Origin of the sequence: Ectobacillus antri, from assembly GCF_003852715.1 — a bacterium.
Taxonomy (GTDB): domain Bacteria; phylum Bacillota; class Bacilli; order Bacillales; family Bacillaceae_G; genus Ectobacillus; species Ectobacillus antri.
Map to the genome: position 1 here is coordinate 163,477 of NZ_RIAV01000006.1, position 25,251 is coordinate 188,727.

The 25,251-nt window shown below is 42.1% G+C and carries 28 protein-coding genes and 2 riboswitches; of the genes, 12 read left to right on the top strand and 16 right to left on the bottom strand.

The window, feature by feature from the left end:
* The first annotated feature begins 5 nt into the window (after positions 1 to 5).
* From EEJ45_RS08520 to EEJ45_RS08530, 3 genes are all read left to right on the top strand, one after another.
* Positions 6 to 1,148, top strand: coding sequence for a glycosyltransferase family 4 protein (locus EEJ45_RS08520; protein ID WP_124564389.1), 1,143 nt, complete (start codon positions 6 to 8; stop codon positions 1,146 to 1,148).
* 164 nt (positions 1,149 to 1,312) lie between these two features.
* Positions 1,313 to 2,839 (top strand): MDR family MFS transporter, encoded by a 1,527-nt coding sequence (locus EEJ45_RS08525; RefSeq protein WP_124564390.1) that lies wholly within the window; start codon positions 1,313 to 1,315, stop codon positions 2,837 to 2,839.
* A 3-nt stretch (positions 2,840 to 2,842) separates the two neighbouring features.
* Positions 2,843 to 3,421, top strand: coding sequence for a PadR family transcriptional regulator (locus tag EEJ45_RS08530; RefSeq protein ID WP_124564391.1), 579 nt, complete (start codon positions 2,843 to 2,845; stop codon positions 3,419 to 3,421).
* A gap of 13 nt (positions 3,422 to 3,434) precedes the next feature.
* Here EEJ45_RS08530 and EEJ45_RS08535 read toward each other — a convergent pair whose 3' ends face one another.
* The 3 genes from EEJ45_RS08535 to EEJ45_RS08545 all read right to left on the bottom strand — a co-directional run bounded on the left by EEJ45_RS08535 (position 3,435) and on the right by EEJ45_RS08545 (position 5,164).
* Positions 3,435 to 4,058, bottom strand: a complete 624-nt coding sequence (locus EEJ45_RS08535) for a VanZ family protein (RefSeq protein WP_164464227.1) — start codon at positions 4,056 to 4,058, stop codon at positions 3,435 to 3,437.
* A gap of 283 nt (positions 4,059 to 4,341) precedes the next feature.
* Positions 4,342 to 4,521 (bottom strand): hypothetical protein, encoded by a 180-nt coding sequence (locus tag EEJ45_RS08540; RefSeq protein ID WP_124564393.1) that lies wholly within the window; start codon positions 4,519 to 4,521, stop codon positions 4,342 to 4,344.
* A 271-nt stretch (positions 4,522 to 4,792) separates the two neighbouring features.
* Entirely contained in the window at positions 4,793 to 5,164 is a 372-nt protein-coding gene (locus EEJ45_RS08545) for a winged helix-turn-helix transcriptional regulator (protein ID WP_124564394.1), read from the bottom strand.
* 147 nt (positions 5,165 to 5,311) lie between these two features.
* On the opposite strand from EEJ45_RS08545, the gene EEJ45_RS08550 reads away from it, so the two are divergent.
* The gene (locus EEJ45_RS08550; RefSeq protein ID WP_124564395.1) at positions 5,312 to 5,986 is read left to right on the top strand and encodes an NAD(P)H-dependent oxidoreductase; all 675 of its coding nucleotides are present in this window, start codon (positions 5,312 to 5,314) and stop codon (positions 5,984 to 5,986) included.
* Between the two features lie 136 nt (positions 5,987 to 6,122).
* On the opposite strand, the gene metK is transcribed toward EEJ45_RS08550, so the two are convergent.
* A complete protein-coding gene (gene metK, locus EEJ45_RS08555) occupies positions 6,123 to 7,322 on the bottom strand; it encodes a methionine adenosyltransferase (RefSeq protein ID WP_124564396.1) in 1,200 nt (399 codons plus the stop codon).
* 137 nt (positions 7,323 to 7,459) lie between these two features.
* Positions 7,460 to 7,566: riboswitch (SAM riboswitch) on the bottom strand.
* A gap of 295 nt (positions 7,567 to 7,861) precedes the next feature.
* On the opposite strand from metK, the gene pckA reads away from it, so the two are divergent.
* Positions 7,862 to 9,448: a phosphoenolpyruvate carboxykinase (ATP) gene (gene pckA, locus EEJ45_RS08560; RefSeq protein ID WP_124564397.1), complete on the top strand. Its 1,587-nt coding sequence runs from the start codon at positions 7,862 to 7,864 to the stop codon at positions 9,446 to 9,448.
* A gap of 113 nt (positions 9,449 to 9,561) precedes the next feature.
* Here the strand turns inward: pckA and EEJ45_RS08565 are convergent, their stop codons facing one another.
* Positions 9,562 to 9,699, bottom strand: a complete 138-nt coding sequence (locus tag EEJ45_RS08565) for an anti-repressor SinI family protein (protein WP_124564398.1) — start codon at positions 9,697 to 9,699, stop codon at positions 9,562 to 9,564.
* A gap of 17 nt (positions 9,700 to 9,716) precedes the next feature.
* A riboswitch (cyclic di-GMP riboswitch) is annotated at positions 9,717 to 9,801 on the bottom strand.
* Positions 9,802 to 10,019: 218 nt separating this feature from the next.
* Here EEJ45_RS08565 and EEJ45_RS08570 point away from each other — a divergent pair.
* The 3 genes from EEJ45_RS08570 to EEJ45_RS08580 are packed head-to-tail and all read left to right on the top strand — an operon-like array spanning position 10,020 to position 12,549.
* Entirely contained in the window at positions 10,020 to 10,985 is a 966-nt protein-coding gene (locus tag EEJ45_RS08570; protein WP_380018270.1) for an ABC transporter substrate-binding protein, read from the top strand.
* A gap of 3 nt (positions 10,986 to 10,988) precedes the next feature.
* Positions 10,989 to 11,756, top strand: a complete 768-nt coding sequence (locus tag EEJ45_RS08575) for an ABC transporter ATP-binding protein (protein WP_124564400.1) — start codon at positions 10,989 to 10,991, stop codon at positions 11,754 to 11,756.
* Positions 11,757 to 11,766: 10 nt separating this feature from the next.
* Complete coding sequence (locus tag EEJ45_RS08580; RefSeq protein ID WP_380018271.1) at positions 11,767 to 12,549, top strand: ABC transporter permease; 783 nt, start codon at positions 11,767 to 11,769, stop codon at positions 12,547 to 12,549.
* An 80-nt stretch (positions 12,550 to 12,629) separates the two neighbouring features.
* On the opposite strand, the gene ytkD is transcribed toward EEJ45_RS08580, so the two are convergent.
* Positions 12,630 to 13,106, bottom strand: coding sequence for an RNA deprotection pyrophosphohydrolase (gene ytkD, locus EEJ45_RS08585; RefSeq protein WP_124564402.1), 477 nt, complete (start codon positions 13,104 to 13,106; stop codon positions 12,630 to 12,632).
* A gap of 67 nt (positions 13,107 to 13,173) precedes the next feature.
* Positions 13,174 to 13,491 (bottom strand): hydrolase, encoded by a 318-nt coding sequence (locus EEJ45_RS08590; protein ID WP_124564403.1) that lies wholly within the window; start codon positions 13,489 to 13,491, stop codon positions 13,174 to 13,176.
* Between the two features lie 94 nt (positions 13,492 to 13,585).
* On the opposite strand from EEJ45_RS08590, the gene ytzI reads away from it, so the two are divergent.
* The gene (gene ytzI / locus EEJ45_RS08595) at positions 13,586 to 13,726 is read left to right on the top strand and encodes a YtzI protein (RefSeq protein ID WP_124564404.1); all 141 of its coding nucleotides are present in this window, start codon (positions 13,586 to 13,588) and stop codon (positions 13,724 to 13,726) included.
* Here ytzI and EEJ45_RS08600 read toward each other — a convergent pair.
* Positions 13,723 to 14,196, bottom strand: coding sequence for an S-ribosylhomocysteine lyase (locus EEJ45_RS08600; protein WP_124564405.1), 474 nt, complete (start codon positions 14,194 to 14,196; stop codon positions 13,723 to 13,725). The two genes, ytzI and EEJ45_RS08600, sit on opposite strands and share 4 nt — an antisense overlap.
* Before the next feature lie 163 nt (positions 14,197 to 14,359).
* Here EEJ45_RS08600 and yidD point away from each other — a divergent pair, with 163 nt between their 5' ends.
* Entirely contained in the window at positions 14,360 to 14,590 is a 231-nt protein-coding gene (gene yidD / locus EEJ45_RS08605) for a membrane protein insertion efficiency factor YidD (RefSeq protein WP_124564406.1), read from the top strand.
* Here the strand turns inward: yidD and EEJ45_RS08610 are convergent.
* The 7 genes from EEJ45_RS08610 to EEJ45_RS08640 all read right to left on the bottom strand — a co-directional run bounded on the left by EEJ45_RS08610 (position 14,578) and on the right by EEJ45_RS08640 (position 22,465).
* A complete protein-coding gene (locus tag EEJ45_RS08610) occupies positions 14,578 to 15,141 on the bottom strand; it encodes a beta-class carbonic anhydrase (RefSeq protein WP_124564407.1) in 564 nt (187 codons plus the stop codon). The two genes, yidD and EEJ45_RS08610, sit on opposite strands and share 13 nt — an antisense overlap.
* Before the next feature lie 23 nt (positions 15,142 to 15,164).
* The gene (menC, locus tag EEJ45_RS08615) at positions 15,165 to 16,265 is read right to left on the bottom strand and encodes an o-succinylbenzoate synthase (RefSeq protein WP_124564408.1); all 1,101 of its coding nucleotides are present in this window, start codon (positions 16,263 to 16,265) and stop codon (positions 15,165 to 15,167) included.
* Entirely contained in the window at positions 16,256 to 17,656 is a 1,401-nt protein-coding gene (locus EEJ45_RS08620; protein ID WP_124564409.1) for an o-succinylbenzoate--CoA ligase, read from the bottom strand. The genes menC and EEJ45_RS08620 overlap by 10 nt, the downstream gene beginning before the upstream one ends.
* A gap of 73 nt (positions 17,657 to 17,729) precedes the next feature.
* On the bottom strand, positions 17,730 to 18,548 hold the full coding sequence (gene menB / locus EEJ45_RS08625) for a 1,4-dihydroxy-2-naphthoyl-CoA synthase (RefSeq protein WP_124564410.1): 819 nt from the start codon (positions 18,546 to 18,548) through the stop codon (positions 17,730 to 17,732).
* Positions 18,545 to 19,363, bottom strand: a complete 819-nt coding sequence (gene menH / locus EEJ45_RS08630) for a 2-succinyl-6-hydroxy-2,4-cyclohexadiene-1-carboxylate synthase (protein ID WP_124564411.1) — start codon at positions 19,361 to 19,363, stop codon at positions 18,545 to 18,547. Before menH ends, menB begins: the two co-directional genes overlap by 4 nt.
* Positions 19,353 to 21,083: a 2-succinyl-5-enolpyruvyl-6-hydroxy-3-cyclohexene-1-carboxylic-acid synthase gene (gene menD / locus EEJ45_RS08635; protein ID WP_124564412.1), complete on the bottom strand. Its 1,731-nt coding sequence runs from the start codon at positions 21,081 to 21,083 to the stop codon at positions 19,353 to 19,355. Before menD ends, menH begins: the two co-directional genes overlap by 11 nt.
* Positions 21,077 to 22,465 carry an isochorismate synthase gene (locus EEJ45_RS08640; RefSeq protein WP_124564413.1) on the bottom strand — a complete coding sequence of 463 codons (1,389 nt, stop codon included), beginning with the start codon at positions 22,463 to 22,465 and terminating at the stop codon, positions 21,077 to 21,079. The genes menD and EEJ45_RS08640 overlap by 7 nt, the downstream gene beginning before the upstream one ends.
* A gap of 193 nt (positions 22,466 to 22,658) precedes the next feature.
* On the opposite strand from EEJ45_RS08640, the gene EEJ45_RS08645 reads away from it, so the two are divergent.
* Positions 22,659 to 23,603, top strand: a complete 945-nt coding sequence (locus tag EEJ45_RS08645; protein WP_124564414.1) for a 1,4-dihydroxy-2-naphthoate polyprenyltransferase — start codon at positions 22,659 to 22,661, stop codon at positions 23,601 to 23,603.
* 455 nt (positions 23,604 to 24,058) lie between these two features.
* Complete coding sequence (locus tag EEJ45_RS08650; protein WP_124564415.1) at positions 24,059 to 24,790, top strand: TraR/DksA C4-type zinc finger protein; 732 nt, start codon at positions 24,059 to 24,061, stop codon at positions 24,788 to 24,790.
* A 72-nt stretch (positions 24,791 to 24,862) separates the two neighbouring features.
* On the opposite strand, the gene EEJ45_RS08655 is transcribed toward EEJ45_RS08650, so the two are convergent.
* Positions 24,863 to 25,063: a cold-shock protein gene (locus tag EEJ45_RS08655; protein ID WP_124564416.1), complete on the bottom strand. Its 201-nt coding sequence runs from the start codon at positions 25,061 to 25,063 to the stop codon at positions 24,863 to 24,865.
* Positions 25,064 to 25,251 lie beyond the last annotated feature (188 nt).

Sequence of the window (25,251 nt, forward strand, 5' to 3'; positions counted from 1 at the left end):
TCCGGATGAAGATTGCCATCTTTACCGATACGTTTACACCGCAGGTCAATGGTGTTGCTAAAACGCTTGAACGCTTTACCCGCTACTTAGCGCAACAAAACATAGAATATTACGTGTTCGCACCAGAAAATCCTGCGGAAGAACACGTGATGACGAACGTAAAAAAGCTAAAAAGCATTCCTCTAGCCTTGTATCCAGAATGCCGGCTTGCCATCCCGAATCCTATACGTTTAAAACGTGAATTATTGCAATTTAAGCCGGATATTATTCATGTGGCAACACCCTTTAACATGGGCCTTTGTGGTATGTATTACGCGAAAAAATTAAATATTCCTCTTGTCGGCTCATATCATACTGATTTTGACGCTTACTTACAGTATTATAAAATGGAGTTTTTCTCAAATATGTTGTGGAACTATCTAAAGTGGTTTCATAGTTCACTTCAAAAAACATTTGTCCCTTCTTTAGAGACATTAAAACAACTGAAACGAAAAGGGTTTTGTGACCTTCATATTTGGAGTCGCGGTGTGGACTGTAACCTATATCATCCACATTACGATTCAAATATTGTACGTGAGCGCTATGATATTAAAGAAGAACATATCATATGTTGGGTTGGACGAATCGCACCAGAAAAAGATATCGAGACACTTACGCATATTATAAATAAACTGCACATAAAACGAGCTAACTCGATTCATTGGTTACTCGTAGGAGATGGTCCTGCATCAGCTGATTTAAAAGAAGCTTGTACGGAAAATGTCACTTTTACTGGCTATCTAAAAGGAGAAGACCTCGCTGCCATATATGCCACCTCTTCATTAATGGTCTTTCCATCTTCTACAGAAACATTTGGAAACGTTGTACTAGAATCGTTAGCCTGCGGCACTCCGGTGATCGGTGCAGATGCAGGTGGTGTGAAAAATATTATTACACATGGAAAAAACGGCATGCTATGCTTTCCTAAGCAAGCTGACTTATTTATAAACGCGATAGAAACCCTACTAGATGATTACAATTTACGACAGGAAATGAGACAGCATGCGCAAGAATACGCACTCTCTCAAAGCTGGGATTCTATATTTGCAAACCTTCTTAAGCATTATGAAGATGCCATTGAAGCTCCGCAAGAAGAGCTATTGGCATAAGTATGCCCCGTTCAAACGAACGGGGATTTTTACTTGACAAAGGGGTTTATTATTTTGCGAAAAAAGGCGGAAAGATTATCTATACAAATAGTTTGATTAGACTATAATAAATACATATGGTTTAATTAAACTATATACACCTATATAAAGAAAGGAGCTTAACCATGGTTTCAAAAGAAAGTAATATTCGCCTTGTTATAATAGGTTTGTTACTGGGAATCTTGATGGCGGCTATGGATAACACGATTGTAGCAACAGCTATCGGAACAATTGTTTCCGATTTAGGCGGACTCGATAAGTTTGTGTGGGTCACATCAGCGTACATGGTCGCTGTAATGGCTGGTATGCCCATTTTCGGGAAGTTATCCGATATGTATGGCAGAAAACGATTTTATATATTTGGCTTATTAGTATTTCTACTTGGTTCTGTGCTATGCGGAATGGCCCAAAACATCGTGCAGCTCAGTATTTTTCGTGCTATTCAAGGCATCGGTGGCGGGGCGTTAATGCCGATCGCCTTTACAATTGTTTTTGATATTTTTCCTGTTGAAAAGCGCGGCAAAATGACTGGCTTGCTAGGAGCCGTATTCGGGATGTCTAGTGTATTTGGTCCCCTTCTGGGTGCCTATATTACAGAAAATATTAGTTGGCACTGGGTTTTCTATGTAAACATTCCAATTGGTTTAATCTCTTTATTCTGTATCGTCAAAGCTTATAAGGAAACAGCTCCTACCACCAAGCAGTATATTGATTGGGGCGGTGCTATTACTTTAATTGTAGCCGTGGTCAGCATTATGTTTGCGCTAGAGCTTGGCGGAAAAGAATACGCATGGAGCTCTGCACAAATTCTTGGCTTGTTCAGCGTGTTTGTTATTTTCTTTATTTCCTTCTTAGTTATTGAAACAAAGGCGAAGGATCCTATTATTTCATTTTGGATGTTTAAACAACGCGTGTTTGCAACTTCACAAATTATCGCATTCTTGTATGGTGCAACGTTTGTCATTTCAACAGTGTTTATTCCCATCTTCGTGCAGGCTGTTTACGGTGGTTCTGCGACAAGCGCAGGCTTTGTATTAATGCCGATGATGCTCGGTTCTGTTGCAGGTAGCGCGATTGCGGGTATTTTTCAAACGAAAACCACCTATCGCAATCTCATGTTATTATCCATTGCCTCCTTCCTGGTGGGCACAATCTTTTTAAGTACGATGACACCAGAAACAACACGCATGATGGTAACTTTATATATGATATTGGTAGGGTTTGGTGTAGGATTCTCCTTCTCACTGTTACCAACATCATCTGTTCATAATATAGATCCGCGTTTTCGTGGTTCTGCAACTTCAACGAATTCCTTTTTCCGTTCACTCGGTATGACGTTAGGTGTTACCATCTTTGGAACCATCCAAAACACTGCATTTACAGAGAATTTAAAGAATGCTTTTGCTGGAATGAATGAGGGGGCAAATGCACTAGGCAATATGGGGGATTTAAAGTCCATTTTTGAACCTGCCACACGTGCAAAGATTCCGGCTCCCATTTTAGATAAAATTGTAGATGCTATGTCATCTTCTATCACACATATCTTTGCCCTTTCCCTAATCCCACTTGTACTATCAGCTATTGCGATTGTATGGATGGGAAATGCACGGGTTTCCGTGAAGAAAGATGAAAATGTAAATATTGAGGCATAGCCGATGAATGTAAAACTAGTGGTACTCGGTCTTCTTATGGAAAAGAATAGACACCCTTATGAAATTCAGCAAATCCTACAGCAAAGTCATATGAAATACTATATGAAAATCACAAAGGGTTCTTTATATTACAACTTTGAGAAGCTAGAGGAACAGGGTTTCATAGCCGTCACAGATATTATTTCGGATACACCAAGACCTGAAAAAACAGTGTATGGGGTAACGGAGAATGGCGTGAAAGAATTTAATCAATTGTTATTAGAACAAATCGGAAAACAGGAAAATATGCAGCGCGCTATCCATGAAGCATTGTTATTCGCTCAATATGGAGATATTGAGCCGATGATTGCCAAGCTTGAAGAAAAGGTTGCTGAAACGAAATTGTATTTGACAACAATGGAAACGGTATACGAGAAGAAATACCGACAGGAAAATCTAGCCATTGGTTATATTCTCACCAGCGTCATTTTACACTTACGCACTGAATTGCTTGTTCTTACGAATTTGTGTCATGATATGAAAACGAAAAAATTGCCTGAAAAAGGCATAGATGTATTACGAATAATTGACCCTTCCCAGTAAGGCGAAGACTATTTTAGTCCTCGCCTTTTTTCAAGCTTAAATTACAGAATAGCACCCCTGCCCATGCGCCGATAAAATTCAGCAAGATATCATCCACATCAAAGCTACCAATCGTATAATGTTTTTGTGCCATTTCAATTCCGATGGTTGTAAGTAATGATAAACATGATGCAGCATAACGGTTGCGTACGACATAACATAAAAATACCCCAACAGGAATGAATAAAATAATATTGCCTAGCAAGTTGGTTGCGATATAAATTGATGCAACATTGTTATTGAGGTATAAATCAATTGTATGAAACGGAATATAATTGTCTTTTACGTTTCCTGCCTCTGGTTCTCGAGCGAACAACATGAATCCAAGCAACAGCAAATATAACAAACTAAAATACACCTTAAACCATCTAAACAAGCGAATTCGTCGGTATCGCATAATGGAATACATGCATACATAAACAAAATATAACAAAGACGCTCCTATAAAACGAATGAGCAGAAATACTGCAATTGATGCATAAGGAATCATTTTACTTATTGCATCATCCACATAACGTTCCATTATAATAAACGATGTTAATACACATATGAAAAACACCACCATGTGATGTATTACTCTACGAAATGAAAACTTCATACCACACCTGCTTTTATGTAATATCATGACTTATACATATGCATAAGCCAGTACCATATTACCATGATTGTCACAGAAGTCAGGCGAATTTTGTACATTTGTCACATGAACGTTTTACTATTGTAATGAGATGTCATTAGACTTCAAAGTAGCCGATTTATTTTGTATCTGGCTAAAAGTGACCGATTTATTTTAAATCTGACCGATATCTGGCTAAAAGTGACCGATTTATCTTGCATATCATAAAAGAGCATGGAAAAACCGCTGATTATATCAGCGGCCATCATCCCGTCATACCTTTTCCAGAGAATCCTTGAATAAGCTTTTGTAAGTTTTTATGACCTTCTCTAAGCTTTAACGCCTCCTGTAAGATTTTTTGCAGTTCCTCCAATTCCTTATCAGAAGCATGAATAATACCGTCGGGAATATCCTGTACAATTTGATGCAATGTATCTCGATTCATATACTAACGCCCCCTTTCCCTTTTGTGTGATGAAGGTTATATTGGCTTTTCTTGTTGTACATATTATCCCGATTCCTCTCTGTTTCCTGCATGCCGTCAAAGGTTCTTATAAAACGACAAGAAAAGCGAAAGCGGCTTGTTCAGCTCCATAGGGCTGGGATTCTCAGACCTGAGAAGCTAGCCGCTGTAGCTCGATCAAAGAAAAGCAAAGACAGTAGAATGCAAATATCTCTGCTTGACAAAAAAGAAAGCCAATAATGCTTCCTTTTTATTAGACGTCAGCTTGTTCTCGATGCTGGATAATCTTATCCGTATTTTCAACGCCCCACTTCAACATAAGGTGAATAATAGGTGTAAGCGTTTGGCCAAATTCTGTTAGCCAATATTCTACTTTCGGTGGAACTTCCTTATATACTTCACGATGAACAATGCCGTCTCTTTCTAATTCCCGTAGCTGCAACGTTAACATCCGCTGCGTAATATCAGGAATAAGCCGTTTTAGCTCATTAAAGCGCAATGTTTGATCTGATAAATGATATAGAATCACACTTTTCCATTTACCACCGATAATGTCGAGCGTTGCTTCAACAGGGCATGCATATCCGTGAGATTCCCAATTAGAAATATCAATTTTGGCTGTCATATTAACATCCCCTTTAGTATAAAAAATGATACTATAACACAAAAATGTGCGTACTTTTATTTTAATTGGTTACTTTTATAATAGAGCTTGCAGGAGCAAAAAACCAATATTTCACTTTATAGAAACACCCTTAAAGGAGAGAGCCATATGAATAAAGAAGCCAAAAAACAAGAGATTTTAGAGGCATATCAATTCAGACATGCCACAAAAGAATTTGATCCAGAGAAAAAAATTTCTGAAGAAGATTTTGCATTTATTTTAGAAACCGCGCGATTATCTCCAAGCTCATTTGGATTTGAGCCTTGGCGCTTTGTCGTTATCCAAAATCCAGCGCTTCGCGAACAATTACGATCCGTTTCATGGGGAGCGCAAAAACAGCTGCCAACTGCAAGTCACTTTGTTGTACTACTGGCACGCACAGCAGAAGATATGATATATAACTCTGATTACATTGCGCATATGAAAAAAGATATCAAACAGCTGCCAAAAGAAGCATACGATGCGATTAGCGGCTTCTACAAAACATTTTTAGAATCTGATTTTAAGCTTCTTGGGAATGACCGTGCGATGTTTGACTGGGCTGCAAAGCAAGTATATATTGCACTAGGCAATATGATGACAGCTGCTGCTCAGATCGGCATTGATTCCTGCCCAATTGAAGGATTTGATCAAGAAAAAGTGCACGATATTTTAGAAAAAGCAGGTGCTCTAGAGGGTGGAAGCTTTGATGTAGCAGTTATGGTTGCATTCGGTTATCGCGTTCGCGATCCACGCCCCAAAATACGTCAAGATATGAACGATGTCGTAAAATGGATTAGCTAATTCCGTGAATAACTTTATGCAAGCAAACACAATGGTATGTAAAAAATACTTTTGTAGAAGCCACGCTCAAAGATTAAAAGGTAGTTAAGAAAATTTTATCAACAACAAAAAAACCCGCACATGTGCGGGTTTTTTCTTATAGACCAGCTTGCTCTTTCAAAGTCGCAGCTTTGTCAGTACGCTCCCAAGTCAAATCAAGGTCGTTGCGACCGAAGTGACCGTAAGCAGCCGTTTTCTTGTAGATTGGGCGACGAAGGTCTAGCATTTTGATGATGCCTGCAGGGCGAAGGTCGAAGTTTTTACGTACTAGTTCAACCAATACATCTTCAGATACAGCGCCTGTTCCGAATGTGTCAACAGCGATAGATACTGGCTGTGCTACACCGATTGCGTATGCAAGTTGTACTTCCGCTTTGTCAGCAAGACCAGCAGCTACGATGTTTTTCGCAACGTAACGCGCTGCATATGCCGCAGAGCGGTCAACCTTTGTAGGATCTTTACCAGAGAATGCACCGCCGCCGTGACGAGCGTAACCACCGTACGTATCAACAATGATCTTACGTCCAGTCAAACCAGCATCACCTTGTGGTCCGCCGATTACGAAACGACCTGTTGGGTTGATGAAGTATTTTGTGTTTTCATCAATCAATTCAGCAGGAACGATTGGATTGATTACATGCTCTTTCAAGTCGCGCTCGATTTGCTCGTGCGTCACTTCTGGTGCATGTTGTGTAGAGATAACGATTGTGTCGATGCGTACAGGTTGATTATTCTCATCGTACTCAACTGTTACTTGCGTTTTTCCGTCCGGACGCAAATACTCTAATGTATCGTTTTTGCGCACTTCTGCCAAGCGGCGAGATAATTTATGCGCAAGAGAGATTGGAAGAGGCATTAACTCTTCTGTTTCGTTACATGCATAACCGAACATTAAGCCTTGGTCACCAGCACCAATTGCTTCAATTTCAGCATCCGTCATAGAACCTTCACGTGCTTCCAATGCTTGGTCAACACCCATAGCGATGTCAGCAGATTGCTCGTCAATGGATGTTAATACAGCACAAGTCTCTGCATCAAATCCGTATTTCGCACGTGTATAGCCAATTTCACGAACTGTTTCACGAACGATTTTTGGGATATCTACATACGTAGAAGTTGTAATCTCTCCCGCTACTAATACCAAACCTGTTGTTACTGTTGTTTCACAAGCTACACGTGCATTTGGATCATTTTCCAAAATTGCATCTAGAATGGAATCGGAAATCTGATCTGAAATCTTATCTGGATGTCCTTCAGTTACGGACTCAGACGTAAATAAACGACGCTTCGTTGTCATTGGTAAACCTCCCTGTTCATTTATGTACGGAACTCATCTCTCTGGATGTCATACGACATTTTTAAAATTCCCAATATGTCAAAATAAAAAACCTTCCCTTTTGAGGAAAGGTTGAATTTGCTCTTAATTGCCTTTCACTCTTATCGTTCAAGGCTTGAGCGCCTTGCACAGGTTGAGCACCTTTCACGTATGTGAGGTTGCTGGGCTTCATAGGGCCTGTCCCTCCGCCAGCTCGGGATAAGAGAGTATCCGTCCAACAGATATACTATCGAAATACTATGGTTTTGTCAACGGATAATCCTTACCATACCTGCTGTTTTTTTACTTTCTTTAAATGTTACAACTTTCTTTTCTTATCATGTATAATCACTATAGTATTGTTTACCTGTACAAATAATGCAAATATAAAAAAGAAAGCCTATTCATTACAATGACACAAACAATTCATAACAATTAGTATACATTATTTATATGAATGTGTTATACTTTTATTGGGTATATGAGAAATTTTCATAAAATAAACAAAGGATGGTATGTATATGAGTACTGTGAATGTCCAAATCGAATTAGATGAGCTATTGAACGGAAGCAATGCACACGTGCAATTAAGCGTTCCACAGCTAGTTGAGAGAGTGCTGATGCGCGGCGAAGGCACGCTAACCTCAACAGGAGCAGTTTCTGTTTCAACAGGTAAATATACAGGACGTTCCCCTAAAGATAAATTTATTGTAAAAGAAGCATCGGTTGCAGATAAGATTGATTGGGGTTCTGTCAATCGCCCGATTTCTGAAGAACATTTTAATCATTTATATACAAAAGTGTTAGAGCACCTAAAAGAAAAAGAAGAACTTTTTGTATTCAAGGGGTTTGCAGGAGCTGATCATAGCTATCGCCTACCGCTTCAAGTTGTTAACGAATATGCATGGCACAATCTATTTGCGCACCAGTTGTTCATTCGTCCAACTCAAGCCGATCTTGCTAATCATGAGGCACAGTTTACGATTGTATCGGCTCCAACATTTAAAGCAGATCCAGCGATAGATGGCACAAACTCCGAAACATTTATTATTATTTCTTTTGAAAAACGCATTGTCCTTATTGGTGGTACAGAGTATGCCGGGGAAATGAAGAAATCAATTTTCTCTATTATGAACTTCTTGTTGCCAGAACAAGATATTTTATCTATGCATTGCTCTGCAAATGTGGGAGAAGAGGGCGATGTAGCTTTATTCTTCGGTTTGTCCGGTACAGGCAAAACAACATTGTCCGCAGACCCAACTCGTAAATTAATTGGCGATGACGAGCACGGCTGGTCTGAAAATGGTGTATTTAATATTGAAGGTGGTTGCTACGCAAAATGTGTAAGCCTTTCTCGTGAGAAAGAACCACAAATTTTTGACGCAATTACATTTGGTGCTGTTTTAGAAAATGTTGTAGTAAACGAAAATACGAGAATTGCAGACTATAACGATGTCTCTTTAACGGAGAATACAAGGGCCGCTTATCCTATAGAAGCAATTGACAACATTATTCTTCCAAGTGTTGCTGGTCATCCTAATACAATTATCTTTTTAACGGCTGATGCATTTGGTGTATTACCTCCTATCAGCAAGCTATCAAAAGAGCAAGCAATGTACCATTTCCTAAGCGGCTATACAAGTAAACTGGCTGGTACAGAGCGCGGTATTACATCACCGCAAGCAACATTCTCTACATGCTTCGGATCGCCGTTTCTGCCTCTACACGCATCTCGCTATGCAGAAATGCTCGGTGAAAAAATTGATAAGTACAATGCACAAGTATTCCTTGTCAACACCGGTTGGACGGGTGGTGAATATGGCGTTGGAAAACGTATGAATCTCGCCTATACACGTGCAATGGTGCAAGCTGCCTTGAACGGCGAGCTAAAGCTTACAGAAACAGTGAAAGATGATATTTTCGGCTTGGAAATTCCTCTTCATGTGCCTGGTGTCCCTGACGAAGTGCTAACACCGATAAAAACATGGGCAGATCAAGATGCTTATAAAGAAAAAGCATTAGAGCTAGCAAATCAATTTAAAGAAAACTTTAAGAAATTTGACGGTATCGCAGACAGTATTATTAAATACGGCGGTCCGACTGTTTAAAAAAGCACCAAAAAACCTTGTACCGACTGGTACAAGGTTTTTTAGGGATTAAAAAGGCAGTCATATCCACCGCCAATCTTATCGGATATTCAGTTTTATTTGCGCTTTCATTTCTATATAGAGGGGTTACGTAAAAACTTTCGGACTTCTTCTGCAGAAATTCCCATATCAATCGCCTCTATTATCAAATCCAGCCATTCCTGATCTAAATTGTTTTCTTGTTGTACCGCAGTTGGTTGTGCTTGCTTCATAGTTAGCTACCTCCGTTAGCGGCAGCCCAGCCATCATAGTATTTCTACCTTAGACCCGTGACTTTGCGTCCTTGCTTTTCAACAAGTTTGCCTTTCACAATTTCCGATTTTTTATTTGATAAAATAATCCCATGAATAGATTACCATATTTCTAGTCCCTTAGATATATACATAAAAATAAATATTCCGACATTTTTCTACAATTTAGCGCATTCGACTTCTTTAATCTAGGCATTCACACTATATAGGATTATCACATATAGTATACCAAATCATTTTTGGAGGTGGGAGCTTTGCGTAAAAGTCTTATTTTACTAACTATTTTCTTAATTGCATTTTTCTCTTTTGCAGGTTGTACACAAAAAGAAAAATTGGAGAAAGTGCGCGTTGGTGAAGTAACACATTCTTTATTCTATGCCCCTCTATATGTGGCCATTGGAAAAGGCTATTTTAAAGAAGCTGGTTTAGATGTTGATTTACAAACGACTGCCGGCGGTGACAAAACGATGACCGCTCTATTGTCAAACGGGATTGATATTGCACTGGTTGGCTCTGAGACAACAATTTACGTACACAGTCAAGGTGCTAAAGACCCTGTTATCAACTTTGCACAGCTTACGCAAACAGACGGTACATTCTTAGTCTCTCGTAAAAAGGTTGATTCTTTCAGTTGGCGCGACCTTGAGGGTACTACGTTTTTAGGGCAGCGTAAAGGCGGTATGCCGCAGATGGCAGGCGAGTTTGTATTAAAAAAGCACGGGATTGATCCGCAGAAGGATTTAAATTTAATTCAGAGCATTGAGTTTGCCAATATCGCTAACGCCTTCGCATCCGGAACAGGCGATTATGTACAACTATTCGAGCCAACTGCCAGCATCTTTGAGAAAGAAGGAAGAGGGCACATTGTTGCTTCCTTCGGTGCCGAACTAGGTAAAGTACCATACACAACATTTATGGCAAAAGAAAGCTTCTTAAAGAAAGACGCAAAAACGGCAGAGGCTTTTACAAAAGCGATTTATAAAGCGCAGCAATGGGTTGACACACACAGTCCCGCAGAGATTGCCAAGGTCACTGCCCCGTTTTTTAAGGATACGCCATCCGATATTATGGTAAAAGTCATCGAGCGCTATAAAAATCAAAACTCCTATGCGACAAACCCGATTTTAGATGAAGAAGAGTGGAATAACTTGCAAAGCATTATGAAGGAAGCTGGGGAGTTGCCAAAGCAAGTGCCACATGCTGAGCTCGTTAACACCAAAATTGCTGAAAAAGCCATTGGACAGTAAATCATGGGGACTGGATTTTTAACCATTCAGGAAGTTTCTCATTGTTTTTTTTCGGCACAAGAAGCATCTCTTGTGCTCTCTGATATTGATTTGGAGGTACAAGAAGGAGAATTTATTTCGTTTCTTGGACCGAGCGGCTGCGGAAAGACTACGTTGCTGTCTATCATTTCCGGTATTTTAACGCCGCTGCAAGGTAAGGTATTGCTTGCTGGCAAACCACCAAGTCGCGACATTGGCTATATGCTGCAGCAAGATTATCTGTTTCCCTGGAAAACAATTGAAGAAAATATTATGACAGGACTCCGCATCACAAACACGTATGATGCAGCTACGCGCAGCAATGCACTGCATCTTTTATCACAGGTAGGACTTGAGGGAACTGAATCCTTATATCCAAGACAGCTGTCAGGTGGCATGCGGCAACGTGCCGCGCTCGTTCGTACATTGGCTGCAAATCCAAAGCTTTTACTGCTGGATGAGCCATTCTCTGCGCTTGATTATCAAACGAAACTAAAGCTCGAGGAACTTGTATTTTCGCTGTTGCAGGAATTTGGAAAAACATCCGTCCTCGTCACACATGATATAGAGGAAGCAATTGCAATGAGCGATCGAATTGTGCTGCTGCGGGCAAAGCCAGGGCGGATTGCTAAGGTTGTACATGTACCAGAGGAAATACGGCGCTTATCACCGTTTGCAGCGCGCCGTCACCCCGCTTTTACTGCACTATTTCAATCTGTATGGAAGGAGCTGGAGCAGCTTGAGCAGTCTTGATTTGAAGCACTTGCATGATGTTCATAAGCAACAAGAGCGGCGAAACAAGCAAACTGTACGCTTGCTGCAGACTTTTATTTTAATAAGCTTCTTCGGCCTTTGGGAAGTTGCGAGTCGCTTTCTTTGGATTGATCCATTGTTGTTTAGTGCTCCTTCTTCTATCTTTCAGCTCTTGTTTACAAAGGTAAGTGACGGAAGTTTATTTCCACATCTATCTGTTACCGTATTTGAAACATTTCTCGGGTTCTTACTAGGCACCTTGCTTGGTACGCTAATTGCCACGCTGCTGTGGTGGATACCTGTTCTTGCAAGAACACTTGACCCCTATCTAGTTGTACTAAACGCGATGCCAAAAGTAGCGCTCGGGCCCATTATCATTGTTATTTTTGGACCAAATATTACATCTTCTATTGCAATGGGTGTGATTATTTCTGTTATCATTACCATCTTGGTCATTTACGCAGCCTTTTTAGAAACAGACCCAAATTATCTCAAGGTAATGCAAACCTTTGGAGCAACGAAATGGCAAAGCTATAAAGAGGTGATTTTGCCCGCTTCCCTGCCGGCTATTGTCTCCACACTAAAGGTCAACGTAGGATTGGCATGGGTTGGGGTTATTTTTGGAGAGCTGCTCGTTTCCAAGCAAGGCCTTGGCTATTTGATTAGCTACGGCTTTCAAGTATTTAATTTTACCCTGGTACTAATGAGTGTGTTGCTCACTTGCATATGCGCTACGGTGATGTACGTGTTTGTCGAATGGTTTGAACGATTTGTCACACGCAAACGCGTTTAACGCATAGAGCAAGTTTAGACTATATCTGTTTTTTCCTTTCAAAAAAATACAAATAAAACCAAACCGTCGACGGTTTGGTTTTATTTGATATCCTGCAAGCTTCGCACCTGTGCCAAGCTGTGCACGAGCACATCATCGCGCATAATGAAGCTGAACTTGCGATTTTCTTTTATATTCTCCGGAAGCTCCTCAAGCAGCACATGCCCTTTTGTTTCATCAGGATGCGTATGCTCGTGCACATCGCTAATTTCGGCGAAGTAAATATTTTTAATAATAATCTTATCCTTACCTGACACTTTATACTGTCCAATATATTGTAAAGAAGAAACAATGCCTCCTGTTTCCTCCTTTACTTCGCGGACTGCCGCTTCGTCAGGTGTTTCCCCGTCCTCTACTTTACCTCCTGGAAATTCAAGACCGCGTCGTAGATGATGAGTCAACAACCACTGATTTTGATAGCGACAGATTACCCAAACATGCTTAGGTGTGGGTGAGAAAGGATGATTATCAAATGACAACTCCACCTTATTTTGATAGTAATCTGTAAATGTGTACATGAACCTGCTCCCAACTGACCATTTCTTACTCCAAATTGTAGCATATTCTGCGAAAGCTTGCCTACTTTTACAGACCGTCAATAATCCCCATTTGTGCAATTAACTCCTTTGCCTCACCGTCACCAAGCTCATAAATCATGCGATAGGCCTCCTGCAGACGCGCATCATATTTATCATTCGCATGATCATGGTGATACTCTAAAAATGGAATATGCGAACGCCAAAACGAGCGAATATCTTCTACATATGCACTATCGAATAATTGACGAAGTCTAATAATTTCTTCATCCGTTGCTTGAATTTCAAAGCTGTACGTATTGGCAGTTTTACTTCTTGAAATACTGCCTTCTCCTACTGAAATGTAGTATGTTTGCTTTTCCATGATAAATCCCCCTTAACGCATTCTTTATGTTCATTTTGCGCCGGAAGGTTAGAAATATACCAAACGATGTGATACGATGCCGATAGGAGGGACAAATATGATAATTATATTGATTGTAGCTGTACTAGTGGTACTTGTCGTTTTATTACTTTCTGTATTTACAGTAAATAAGGGCTACTCTTACAAGCACACCATAGATCGTGCCGAAGATAGCCCTTATCAACAACCTAAAGATTAGCCGAACACTTTTTCAAGCTCTGCATGGTCTTGAGACAACCAAAAATTCATCAAGCGCTTCGCACCTTCAAGATCATGTAACTTCGCTTGTCCGCACTGCGTTTCGTTCGCAGCTGGCACCTCTGTAATCTGTACAGCGTCTCTCATTGTATCATCTAATAGCTCAATGATCTCACGAACAGTTGGTGTACCGCTCACAACAAGATAAAAGCCTGTTTGGCAACCCATAGGGGAAATATCAATAATATCAAAATGACTGTGCTTTTCTACATATTTACGTAAATTAAACGCAAGCAAATGCTCTAACGTATGAATTACATCCGGCTTCATCGCTTGCTTGTTTGGCTGACAAAAACGGATATCGTATTTATTTACAACACCGTCGCTACCTACTTTATGAACACCGCAATGTCTTACATACGGAGCTTTTACAATATTATGATCAAGTTCAAAACTTTCTACTGATGGCATGTTCATCTCTCCCTTTGCCCTTAATAAGGGGTAATTCCGATATATTTAATATGATATACCGAACCATTCCAATAGTAAAGCAATATGTTACGTGATTTTGCACACCAAATTATGTTAGGATAGAGGCACTATTACTATTCATATGTGAGCGAGGATATCATTCATGAAAAAAATCTTAATGCTTCTCATTATCTTTTATCAGCGTTTTCTTTCGCCGCTTAAGCCACCTTCCTGCCGCTTTCATCCCACATGCTCTCATTATGGCTTAGAAGCGATACGTGTGCACGGTGCATGGAAGGGAACGTATTTGACGGTTATGCGCATTTTAAAATGCCACCCGTTTCACCCGGGTGGCTTTGATCCTGTGCCTGAAAAGAAAAATCAGTCTTCATAGCCATCCACAACTACATCTAAGCGACCCGTTTTCGGATCAATAACCAGACCATGTACCGGCACTTCCGGTAGCATGAGCGGATGATTGCGGATAATATTAACACTGTGCTTCACACTTTCTTCTACGCTTGAAAAGCCACGCAAAAACTTTTCAAGATCCAGCCCAGAATACTTGAGCGTGTCCAGCTTTTCTTCAGAAATGCCGCGCTCTTTCATTTTTTCAATCGTGCTTGTCGCCTGTAAACTTGCCATGCCGCAATCATAGTGACCGATTACACAAACCTCATCTGCCCCCAGTTCATAAATGGCTACTAGAACACTTCTCATGATACTACCAAAAGGATGAGCAATAACCGCACCAGCTACCTTAATGATTTTTACATCACCGTTGCGAATATCCATTGCCTTTGGCAGCAACTCTACAAGACGTGTATCCATACAAGAAACAATAACCAAACGCTTGTCTGGAAACTTATTTGTCGCAAACAATTCATACTCTTTCTTTTCTACAAACTGCTTGTTATACGTTAAAATTTCATCCATAATACGCATGCTTCGCTTCCCCCTATACATGTTTACATATGTTCTGATTGAATCGTTATATAATTAAGATACTCTCTATCAATCTGAAAACCGAGGCCGATTTGCTTTGGAACTTGAATCTTACCATGGTGCAGACGTACGGACGGGATAATTACATCCCTTTCCCAATGTCGCTCTGACGCCGAAATGTCGCCTGGAATGGTAAAGTGATTGAGTGAAGCAAGTGCGATATTTTGCGCTCTTGATATACCTGTTTCAATCATGCCTCCGCACCATACTGCAATGTTATGTTGTTTGCAGTAATCATGAATGCGAACAGATTCTGTTAGTCCCCCAACACGGCCAGCTTTAATATTCACAATACGGCAGCTGCCAAGCGTCACAGCAACACGAGCATCCTCTAGCGAATGAATGCTTTCATCTAAACAAATTGGCGTTTTCAGCTCATTTTGCAAACGTGCATGGTCCAAAAAGTCATGATCGGCAAGAGGCTGTTCAATCATCATAAGATCGAGATCATCCAATCGCTGCAGCAACTTTATATCCTGCAGGGTATATGCAGAGTTTGCGTCCGCCATAAGAGGGATATCCGGAAAGACATCACGAATTGACACCAACATATCATAATCTTGACCGGGTTTTATTTTTACTTTAAAGCGTGCATAGCCCTGCTCCCGATAAGCTGCAATTTGTTCTAGCATATAAGGAAGAGGATTGATGCCAATGACAACCCCCACTTCAATCTCACTGCGTGTACCGCCTAGGGCTTTCGCAAGCGATATGCCGCACTGCTGCGCATATAAATCCCAAACTGCACCCTCAAGCCCCGCCTTTGCCATATGATTGCGTTTAACATGCGCAAAAAGCGCTGGCACTTCACTCGGATGTGTAAGTTCTTGATCTTTGAGCGCAGGAATAAGGAAATCTTTTAGGATATGCCATGCCGTTTGAATGGTTTCTTCTGTATACCACGGCTCTGAGAAAGCTACTACCTCTCCCCATCCTGTGCGGCCGTCATCATCTTGTACTTCTAGCAAAATACTTTGCCGCTTTTCATACGTACCATAGCTGGTCGCAAACGGATAACGCAGCTTCATTTCTGTTATATACAAGTATACGTGCTTTATTCGCATAGCTTCTTTAGTTCCCTTCGCAGTAGCTTATTGGAGGCACCGCGCGGTAAGCTGTCTTGAAAAATAATGCGACGCGGCACTTTATAGCGCGCAAGCTTATTTGCGCAAAACTGAAGCAATTCGGTCTCTGTTACTGCATGAGCTTTTACAAATGCAACAGGAACTTGCCCCCAATTTTCATCTATCTGTCCGACCACACCCGCTTCTAAAACAGCGGGATGAGACAATAACACTTCTTCAATTTGCGCCGGATAAATATTTTCACCACCTGAAATAATTAAATCACTGCGGCGATCGAGCACATACAAAAAGCCATCATCATCTAAATAACCAATATCACCGGTACGCAGCCAGCCGTCTTTTAAAGTGTGCGGCCGCTTATAATAACCAGCTGCCACGTTAGGACCCTTAACTAAAATCTCACCCTCGCTATCTCCATCAATGCGAAGCTGACAAGGATATAACGGTTTTCCTGCTGACCCGATCTTTTCAAGCATATAATCCTTTGTGAGCGTACAAATTTGCGAACTTGTTTCTGTCATACCGTACGTTTGATACACTGGAATTTGCTTTTGCACGCATTGCTCAAGCAATGGCCTTGGCGCCGGTCCACCTCCAAGCAACACACAGCGTAGTGTATCTGGATAGATGCTATCTCCTAGCTCACGCACCATATCAGCCAGCACCTTCGTAACAACAGAAATTATCGTCACTTCATGCCTACGGATTGCTTCATTGAGCTGCGTAGCATTTGCATTTTCTTGTAATACCACTTTCATGCCATATATCACACTTTTCATTAATGTCGACAACCCACCCACGTGAAAAAAAGGCAAACAAACAAGCCAGCAATCCTGTTCCTGCAAACCTAAGTTCAAAGCAGAACCTACGGCACTCCACCAATGGTTCCCATATGTTAAAAGCACCCCTTTTGGGTTTCCTGTCGTACCGGATGTATAAATGATTGTCATTGTCTCATTCAACGAGAATTCCGTTCGCGACACATACAATTCTGAAGGCGCTTGTTTCACTTGCTCCAGTGTATATGTGGGGATATTTGTAAGGAATGGTATATCAGCAATTAAAAGCCGCACATCCGCATCTTGTAGCTGCCACTCCAATTCTTCAACTGCCAATCTCGTATTAAGCAATACTGCTACAGCACCGATGTCAGCCAAGGCATGAATCACTCGAACCATATCGGGACTATTTTTCATCAGTACACCAATATGATCTCCGTGTTTTACACCCAGCGCTGTTAGCTTAGAAGCTATATCTACAACCTGCTCATACAACTGCAAAAATGACAAAGAATTATCTCCCCATGCGAGAGCAGTACGATTTGGCGTTAGGAAAGCGCGTTGACGAAGCCAGTTTGGCATGCTATTCATTGGTTTTTTCTCCTTCCATTACCTGAACATACACCAAAACCGGCACCCTCATGAGTGCCGGTCGAAACATATATTAAGGGAAACGCGGGAATTGACCGAAGTCAGGCGTGCGCTTCTCTTTAAATGCATCGCGACCTTCTTTCGCCTCATCCGTTGTATAGTATAGAAGTGTAGCGTCTCCGGCCAATTGTTGAATACCAGCAAGGCCGTCTGTATCCGCATTAAATGCTGCTTTCAAGAAACGAATTGCCATCGGGCTCTTCTCCAAAATTTCTTCTGCCCATTTCACAGCTTCGTCTTCAAGTTGCTCAAGCGGTACCACTGTGTTAACTAATCCCATATCAAGCGCTTCTTGGGCACCGTACTGACGACATAGATACCAAATTTCGCGCGCTTTTTTATGGCCAATAATGCGCGATAAATAACCAGCACCATACCCGCCATCAAAGCTTCCTACTTTCGGACCTGTTTGGCCGAACACTGCGTTTTCCGCTGCAATTGTTAAGTCACATACAACATGCAATACGTGACCGCCGCCAATTGCATAGCCTGCTACAGCTGCAATAACCGGCTTTGGAATAACGCGAATTAAACGCTGTAAATCCAATACGTTTAAGCGAGGCACTTCATCTTCACCCACATAGCCACCGTGGCCGCGAACCTTTTGGTCGCCGCCAGAGCAGAATGCACGGCCGCCTTCACCTGTTAAAATAATAACACCAATATCTTTGTCGTCGCGCGCACGCGCAAATGCATCAATCAACTCCATAACTGTTTTCGGACGGAACGCATTATGTACTTCCGGACGATTGATGGAGATTTTCGCAATGCCGTTGTATGTAGAATATAAAATATCTTCGTAGTTTCCTACTTGAACCCATTCTCTTGTCATGATATACCCTCCTTATGTGATTGTAGAAACTCCCTTACTATTGTATCAAACTTTTCCGGTTGTTCCACATGAATTGCATGACCAGCATCAGAAATTTGTACAAATTGTGCATCAGGTAGCTTTTCTTTCATACGAGATAGGATGTGAAAAAACTTTTCATCGTATGCGCCGCTCAACAACAGCACCGGCATGCACAGGTGTTTTAGTTCTTCCCAAAAAGAAGGCTGCGCGCCTGTTCCCATTCCGCGCAGACTACCCGCAAGACCAACGGGGCTGTTGCGCAAGCGCTGCTGCCGCAGTTGCTCCTTGCGCTCTTTTGGTAGAGAATCTTGCGAGGCAAATAACGGTATGCGTTCCCACTTTTCAATAAACGTCGCTACACCATCTTGTAACAGCGTTTTGGCCAGCTCTTCATCTTGTCGTATACGCGCTTCTCGCTCAACTTCTGTTTCCAGACCGGCCGTACAATTTTCAAGTACAAGTGTACGGACGCGTTCTGGATACAAACATGCAAAGGCAATTGCCAGCCGCCCCCCCATGGAATATCCGAGCACATGCGCTTTATCAACATTGAGAATTGTTAAAAGTTCCGCAAGATCAGCTGCAACTTGTTCCATCTTGTACCGCTCTTTATAGGAAGGCGCGTCTGTTTCGCCGTGCCCTGGTAAATCCACGGCGATGATGTGGTAATCTGTTTGCCAAGAAAACGGACGCCACGATTCTTTACATCCAGTAAATCCGTGCAGAACGAGAAGAGGCTCTCCTTCACCGTACGTTTCATATGCATAGACGAGCCCATTTATTTCAATTTTCATGGCCATACTCCGCTTCAATTGCTTCTGAAATCGTGTGCCACAGTGAACGGTGCATACGCAGGTTCTCCTCACGATCCGTTCGTACCTCTACAATATGAAGACCTTCATTCGCCAAACCTTTGTGTATGGCTGCAGCAAATTCCTTCCATGAAGATGGTCGTTCAAATGTGGCGCCGTACATTGCTGCCGCATGCGCATAATCAAGACCAATCGGTGTTCCAAACAAAGCTTCAAAATGCTTTTTCTCTCCGTATTGCGGCAAGAAAGAGAAAATACCGCCGCCATCATTATTCACAACAACAATTATCGCATGAAGACCGTACAGCTTGGCCGCAAGCAAACCATTCATATCATGATAGAATGCCAAATCTCCTGTGATAAGGACAAGCGGCTTTTGTACAGTACTCATACCAAGCGCAGTTGAAATAATTCCATCTATGCCGTTAATTCCTCTGTTGGCAGCAATGGTGATGTTCTTTTCATTTGTAAATGCAAACGTATCTGCATCACGCACTGGCATACTGTTGCTAACGAACAGAGTGGCATGCTCTGGCAATACTTTCATCATGTCGGTAATCACACGACCTTCAAACATCTCGTCATACGTCTGTACGGTTTGCAGATGTTTTTTCGTAAAAGCATTAATATGACGCCATGTTTGCATCCATACCGTTTCTGTTCTTTTCGTTTCCGTGAGCGCACGGCAGAATGCTACTTCGTCCATATACACCATTTGAGCTGCTGTGAGCACTGGGTCACGCCAGCCGGCACCAGGATCAACAACGATTTGCCAAGCATCATCATGCTTCTTTAAATATTGTGTTAACGCCTTAGAAACTGGCATCGCACCTAAACGAATGACCACATCAGGCTTTTTCCCCCATGTGCGTAAAAACGTGTCATAACAATCCAATACATAGGATGTATCATGAGAACCACTGCGCAGACCAGATAATGGATCGGCGAGCACAGGATACTGTAACCTCTCAGCAAGCATCGTTACAGCCCACGCAAGCTCATCATTGTTGTTATCTCCAACAACAATGAGCCCCTTTTCTGTTTCAAGCAATTTTCCATACAGCCGTGCCAATGCAATTTCATCAGCATGACGTACGCCTTCCTCAACAATTGTATAGGCAAACGAACGACTTCCCCTGTCCCACAAGTCCGACAACGTTAAGTCCGGCAACAGTGGTTCACGAAGCGGAAAGTTTACATGTACAGGTCCGGCAGGCGCATGTGCGGCGGCAGCGATGGCTCTTGTCGCCGTAGCGCGCGCATAAGAGCAAAGCGTTTCCTCTGGCAAAGCCATTTCAATGAACGTTTTTGCAAACGAGCCAAACAAGTTCATTTGATTCATGGCCTGCGGCGCCCCCACATCTCGTAGCTCATGCGGGCGGTCTGCCGTTAATACAAGCAACGGCACACGAGAATGATAAGCTTCGGTCACAGCCGGAAAATAGTTGGCTGCTGCAGTACCAGATGTACATAATAAAGCAACGGGGCGCTTCTTTGCCTTTGCAATGCCTAGCGCAAAAAAAGCTGCTGATCGCTCATCCACATGTAAATAGCTTTGAATACTCGTATGCTCCGCAAACAACAAAGCTAGCGGTGTGGAACGAGAACCAGGGCTGATGACAACATCTTGCACACCGCCGCGTGCAAGCTCGTCAACAAATGCCCCTAAATAGTAAGACATTGCATGTATATGGCTCATAATTTGTATCCTCCCAATGCTGTTAGCATAGGTTTAAACTTCATCTTCGTTTCTTCGTATTCTAGGCTTGGATCGGATTCACTTACAATTCCGCAACCGGCAAATAAGGAAACGTCCGCACCTTTAATGAGACCTGAGCGCAATCCAACCGCAAATTCCCCATTTCCTTCATAATCAAGCCAACCAATAGGCGCGCCGTAAAAGCCGCGATCAAGCACCTCATGCTCTCGAATCAGCGCCAATGCCTCATCACGTGGTGTACCCCCAAGTGCTGGTGTAGGATGCAAACGCTCTACCATTTCAAGCAAATGTGTGTCTCCTTTTCCTTGCACAGGTGTATGCAAATGAATTAAATGCTTTGTTTTCATAAGTCCCGGCTCATACGGAATCTGCACTTCATCACATAATGCATTCATTACACTCCGAATCATATCAACGACATACGCGTGCTCCGTACGATTTTTTTCATCATGAAGCAGTGCTTCTTCGTTTTCATAATCTTCCTGTTCCGTTTTCCCTCTGCCAATAGAACCCGCTAGGCACATAGAAGTGAATACATCGGCTTCCTTACGAATCAATCGCTCCGGCGTTGCACCAAGGAAACAAGAACCCTTATAATCCAAGGCAAAGATATAACAGTCCGGTTGTCCGATGCGCAGCGCCTGTAAGACAGCCGCGGAATCAATGTGATTCTTGGCACGTAGCCGCATTTCACGTGCTAACACCACTTTGCTAACATCTCGGACGTTCATTGCTTCCTGCACAATCGGAATGGACTGTATCCATTCTTGTGGCTTCACTTCTTCCTCCCAGACAAAGGAAAGACCTGCGTCCACAAGAGGGTGCTTACTTTGCTGTAATAATTTTCTTTCCATTTCTTCCGTTTTTTCTTGCAAATCGATTGCATTTTCAGTAGTATGAACGACATAATTAGTTGTTAGCCACACTTCTCCATCTTTCAATGTGACCATGTATGACGGCACCCACATTACACCATCGTCATACTCTGCCCACAGCTGTGTACGAGGCTTTAACGGATCAAACGCAAAGCCACCGAACAATAATGGTCCTGTTCCAAATTCGTAGCTAGAACGATGGACAATCATATTTTGTAAACATTTATCCCAAACGGCACGAATATTTTGAAAGCGCTGTTTTGATGAGTCAGCTATAGTAAAAGCGGTACCTACCCCCGCAATTGTCACACGCTGTGTTGTGTCCGACCAATAAAAGCGCTCTGTAAAGCCGAGCCTTTTTCCAGCTGCATAAAAAAACAACGGATCGATCCACTCCACTTTTTTTACAACACTTATAATGGTTTCCATGCGAGCTTCCAAAGCCGTAAGGAGCGATTGATGTAAGCCTTGTTGTTCTGTTCGAATCATCGGTATCTCCCCCTTACTTAGGCGAAAATAGTCAAAATTACCCTTGAGTTTAAGATACACCCCAAATGAAAGCTGTGTCAATCTTTAGCATTTCTGAGAAAATCGCTGTAAAACTTCTAGAAAATAAGCATTGACACTAAACCATGCTTTTTCTACACTTAGTTGTGTACGTTATGTGAACAGGAGGATTACAATGGAAGTTAAAATAGAGCACGCTCCTTCTGCCAGTCCTAAAAAACAGCCTGGTTGGCGCGTCTGGTGGAATCTACTTCGACCACATACGCTTACGGCTGCCTTTGTGCCTGTCTTTATCGGGACAGCTTACGCAATGCAAACCGAAGGCGCCAAAAATATAGATCTTCCCCTTTTCTTTATCATGCTTCTTGCCTGCATTCTCATACAAGCAGCCACGAACATGTTTAACGAATACTTTGATTATAAGCGCGGCCTGGATCATGAAGGTTCCGTTGGTATCGGCGGTACCATTGTGCGCGAAGGCGTCGCACCAAAAACAGTGCTTCACATCGGCTACAGCTTCTTTGTCGTGGCCATGTTACTTGGTGTGTACATTTGTATGAACTCCAGCTGGTGGATTGCCTTAATTGGTATCATTTCTATGACAGCTGGCTATTTGTACACAGGTGGTCCTGTTCCAATTGCCTATACACCATTTGGGGAATTGACAGCCGGCTTTTTTATGGGATATGTGATTATCGCTATTTCGTACTTTATTCAAACCGGATATGTGTCAGCAGATATCGCCTACTTATCTGTGCCCGCTTCTCTTCTTATCGGTGCCATTTTGCTTGCCAATAACATCCGGGACTTGGATGGTGACAAAGAAAATGGCCGCAAAACCTTAGCCATCTTAGTTGGAAAACGTGGTGCAGTAGGCGTATTAGCTGCTATGTTCTTCCTCGCTTACGTGTGGACCATTGCTTTAATTTGGACAGACATTGCCTCCATTTGGATGCTCGTTGTACTCGTCAGCCTACCAAAACCGATTAGCGCCTTAAAAGGTTTTTTGCAAAACAACACACCATTAACCATGATGCCTTCTATGGTCGCAACAGCAAAAACCAACACCATCTTCGGCTTCCTATTCGCAATCGGCTTACTGCTGAATTATTTCCTATAAAAAAGAAGCCCCTGCGCAAACAAAATGCAGCAGGGGTTTTTCTTCACATATCTACCTTCTGTCTGATTAGGCCGCTACCACTCACCCAACTCTCTAAGCGTAGCAACACAACGCCTGAACCTTCCTTTCCTTTTATAACCTACATCCATCAGAACACGTGTCACGCTCCGACCACTCTCTATCCAGTTTAGACCACTACACCCATCTCTCTAAGCGTAGCGACACAACGCCTCAACCTCTCTCCATCTATAACATACATCAATAAGAACACGTGTCACGCTCCGACCGCTCTCTATCCGGTTTAAACCGCTACTCCGCACCGCACGACCACCTCTCCCCTACAAAATAAAAAGGTTTTCGGTTTTCGGTTTTCCCTTCTCCCCTCTTCCATCTTATAATTTCACCCAACTTGCTCATACTACAAAAGATAAACTTCAAAACAAGAGGTGAACAACATGCTTACCCCACAGCAAACCGCAAAATTTAAAGAGCTTCTCTTACAACAAAAACAAGAGCTGGAAGAAACCCTGTCCAACCGTGAAGAATATGAACGCGCATCACAGCGTGAAGCATCTGGCGAGCTTTCGTTATACGATAACCATCCGGGCGATATGGCGACTGAGCTGTATGAGCGTGAAAAAGATTTAGGTTTAATGGAATTTTGGCACAAACAATTGGATGACGTGAATCACGCTCTTGAAAAAATAGAAAATGGTCAGTACGGTATTTGTGAAGTATCTGGAGAAGAAATTCCGCTAGAGCGATTAGAAGCAATGCCAACGGCGACAACATGTATAGAGCATACGCACAACAAGTTAATGATGGGTGCGCGCCCCATTGAAGAGGAGTTACTTGACCCGCCGTTTGGTAAATACGATATAGACAGTGCAGTTGGGTACGACGCCGAAGATTCTTGGCAAGACGCTGCTTGGTACGGTTCGTCCATGACACCATCCGATTTGGAGCGCCGTGATGCCAAGGACTTTGATCATATGTATGACGAAGGTGACGAACCACGCGGCTATGTGGAGGAGTTTGAAAATTTCATCGGTACCGATATGTACGGTAAAAACCCACAGGTTTATGCCACACAATCACATGAAGAATATGAAGACATGCTAGACTACTACGAAGCTCAGACTTTTTCCGGTGAGCTAGGACCAGACGAATATAGCCCAAGGCCGTAATAATAGGCTAACTCGTCACTTTTATATCAATTAAAAAAAGAGCGTTTTCCTAGGGAAACGCTCTGTATCTGCTTACTTCTTAACTACGTTAGCAGCTTGAGGTCCGCGGTTGCCTTCAACGATTTCGAAAGACACTTCTTGACCTTCTTCTAAAGTTTTGAATCCTTCACCTTGGATTGCAGAGAAGTGTACGAATACTTCTTTACCGTCTTCAGCTTGGATAAATCCGTAACCTTTTTCACTGTTAAACCATTTTACTTTACCAAGTTGCATTGTCTTACCTCCTAATAATAGAGAAAAATGAAACTAACTATTCTACATACGAAGAAGGAGATAAAAGGGTGGTTCTGGACGAGCATGTGTGCAACACGAGAGACCTGCCTTATTTCCGTTCACTCTCTATGCAGTTCATTAGTTACTTAACTATATCATGAAAAATCTGAAAACGTCAAACGAAAAAT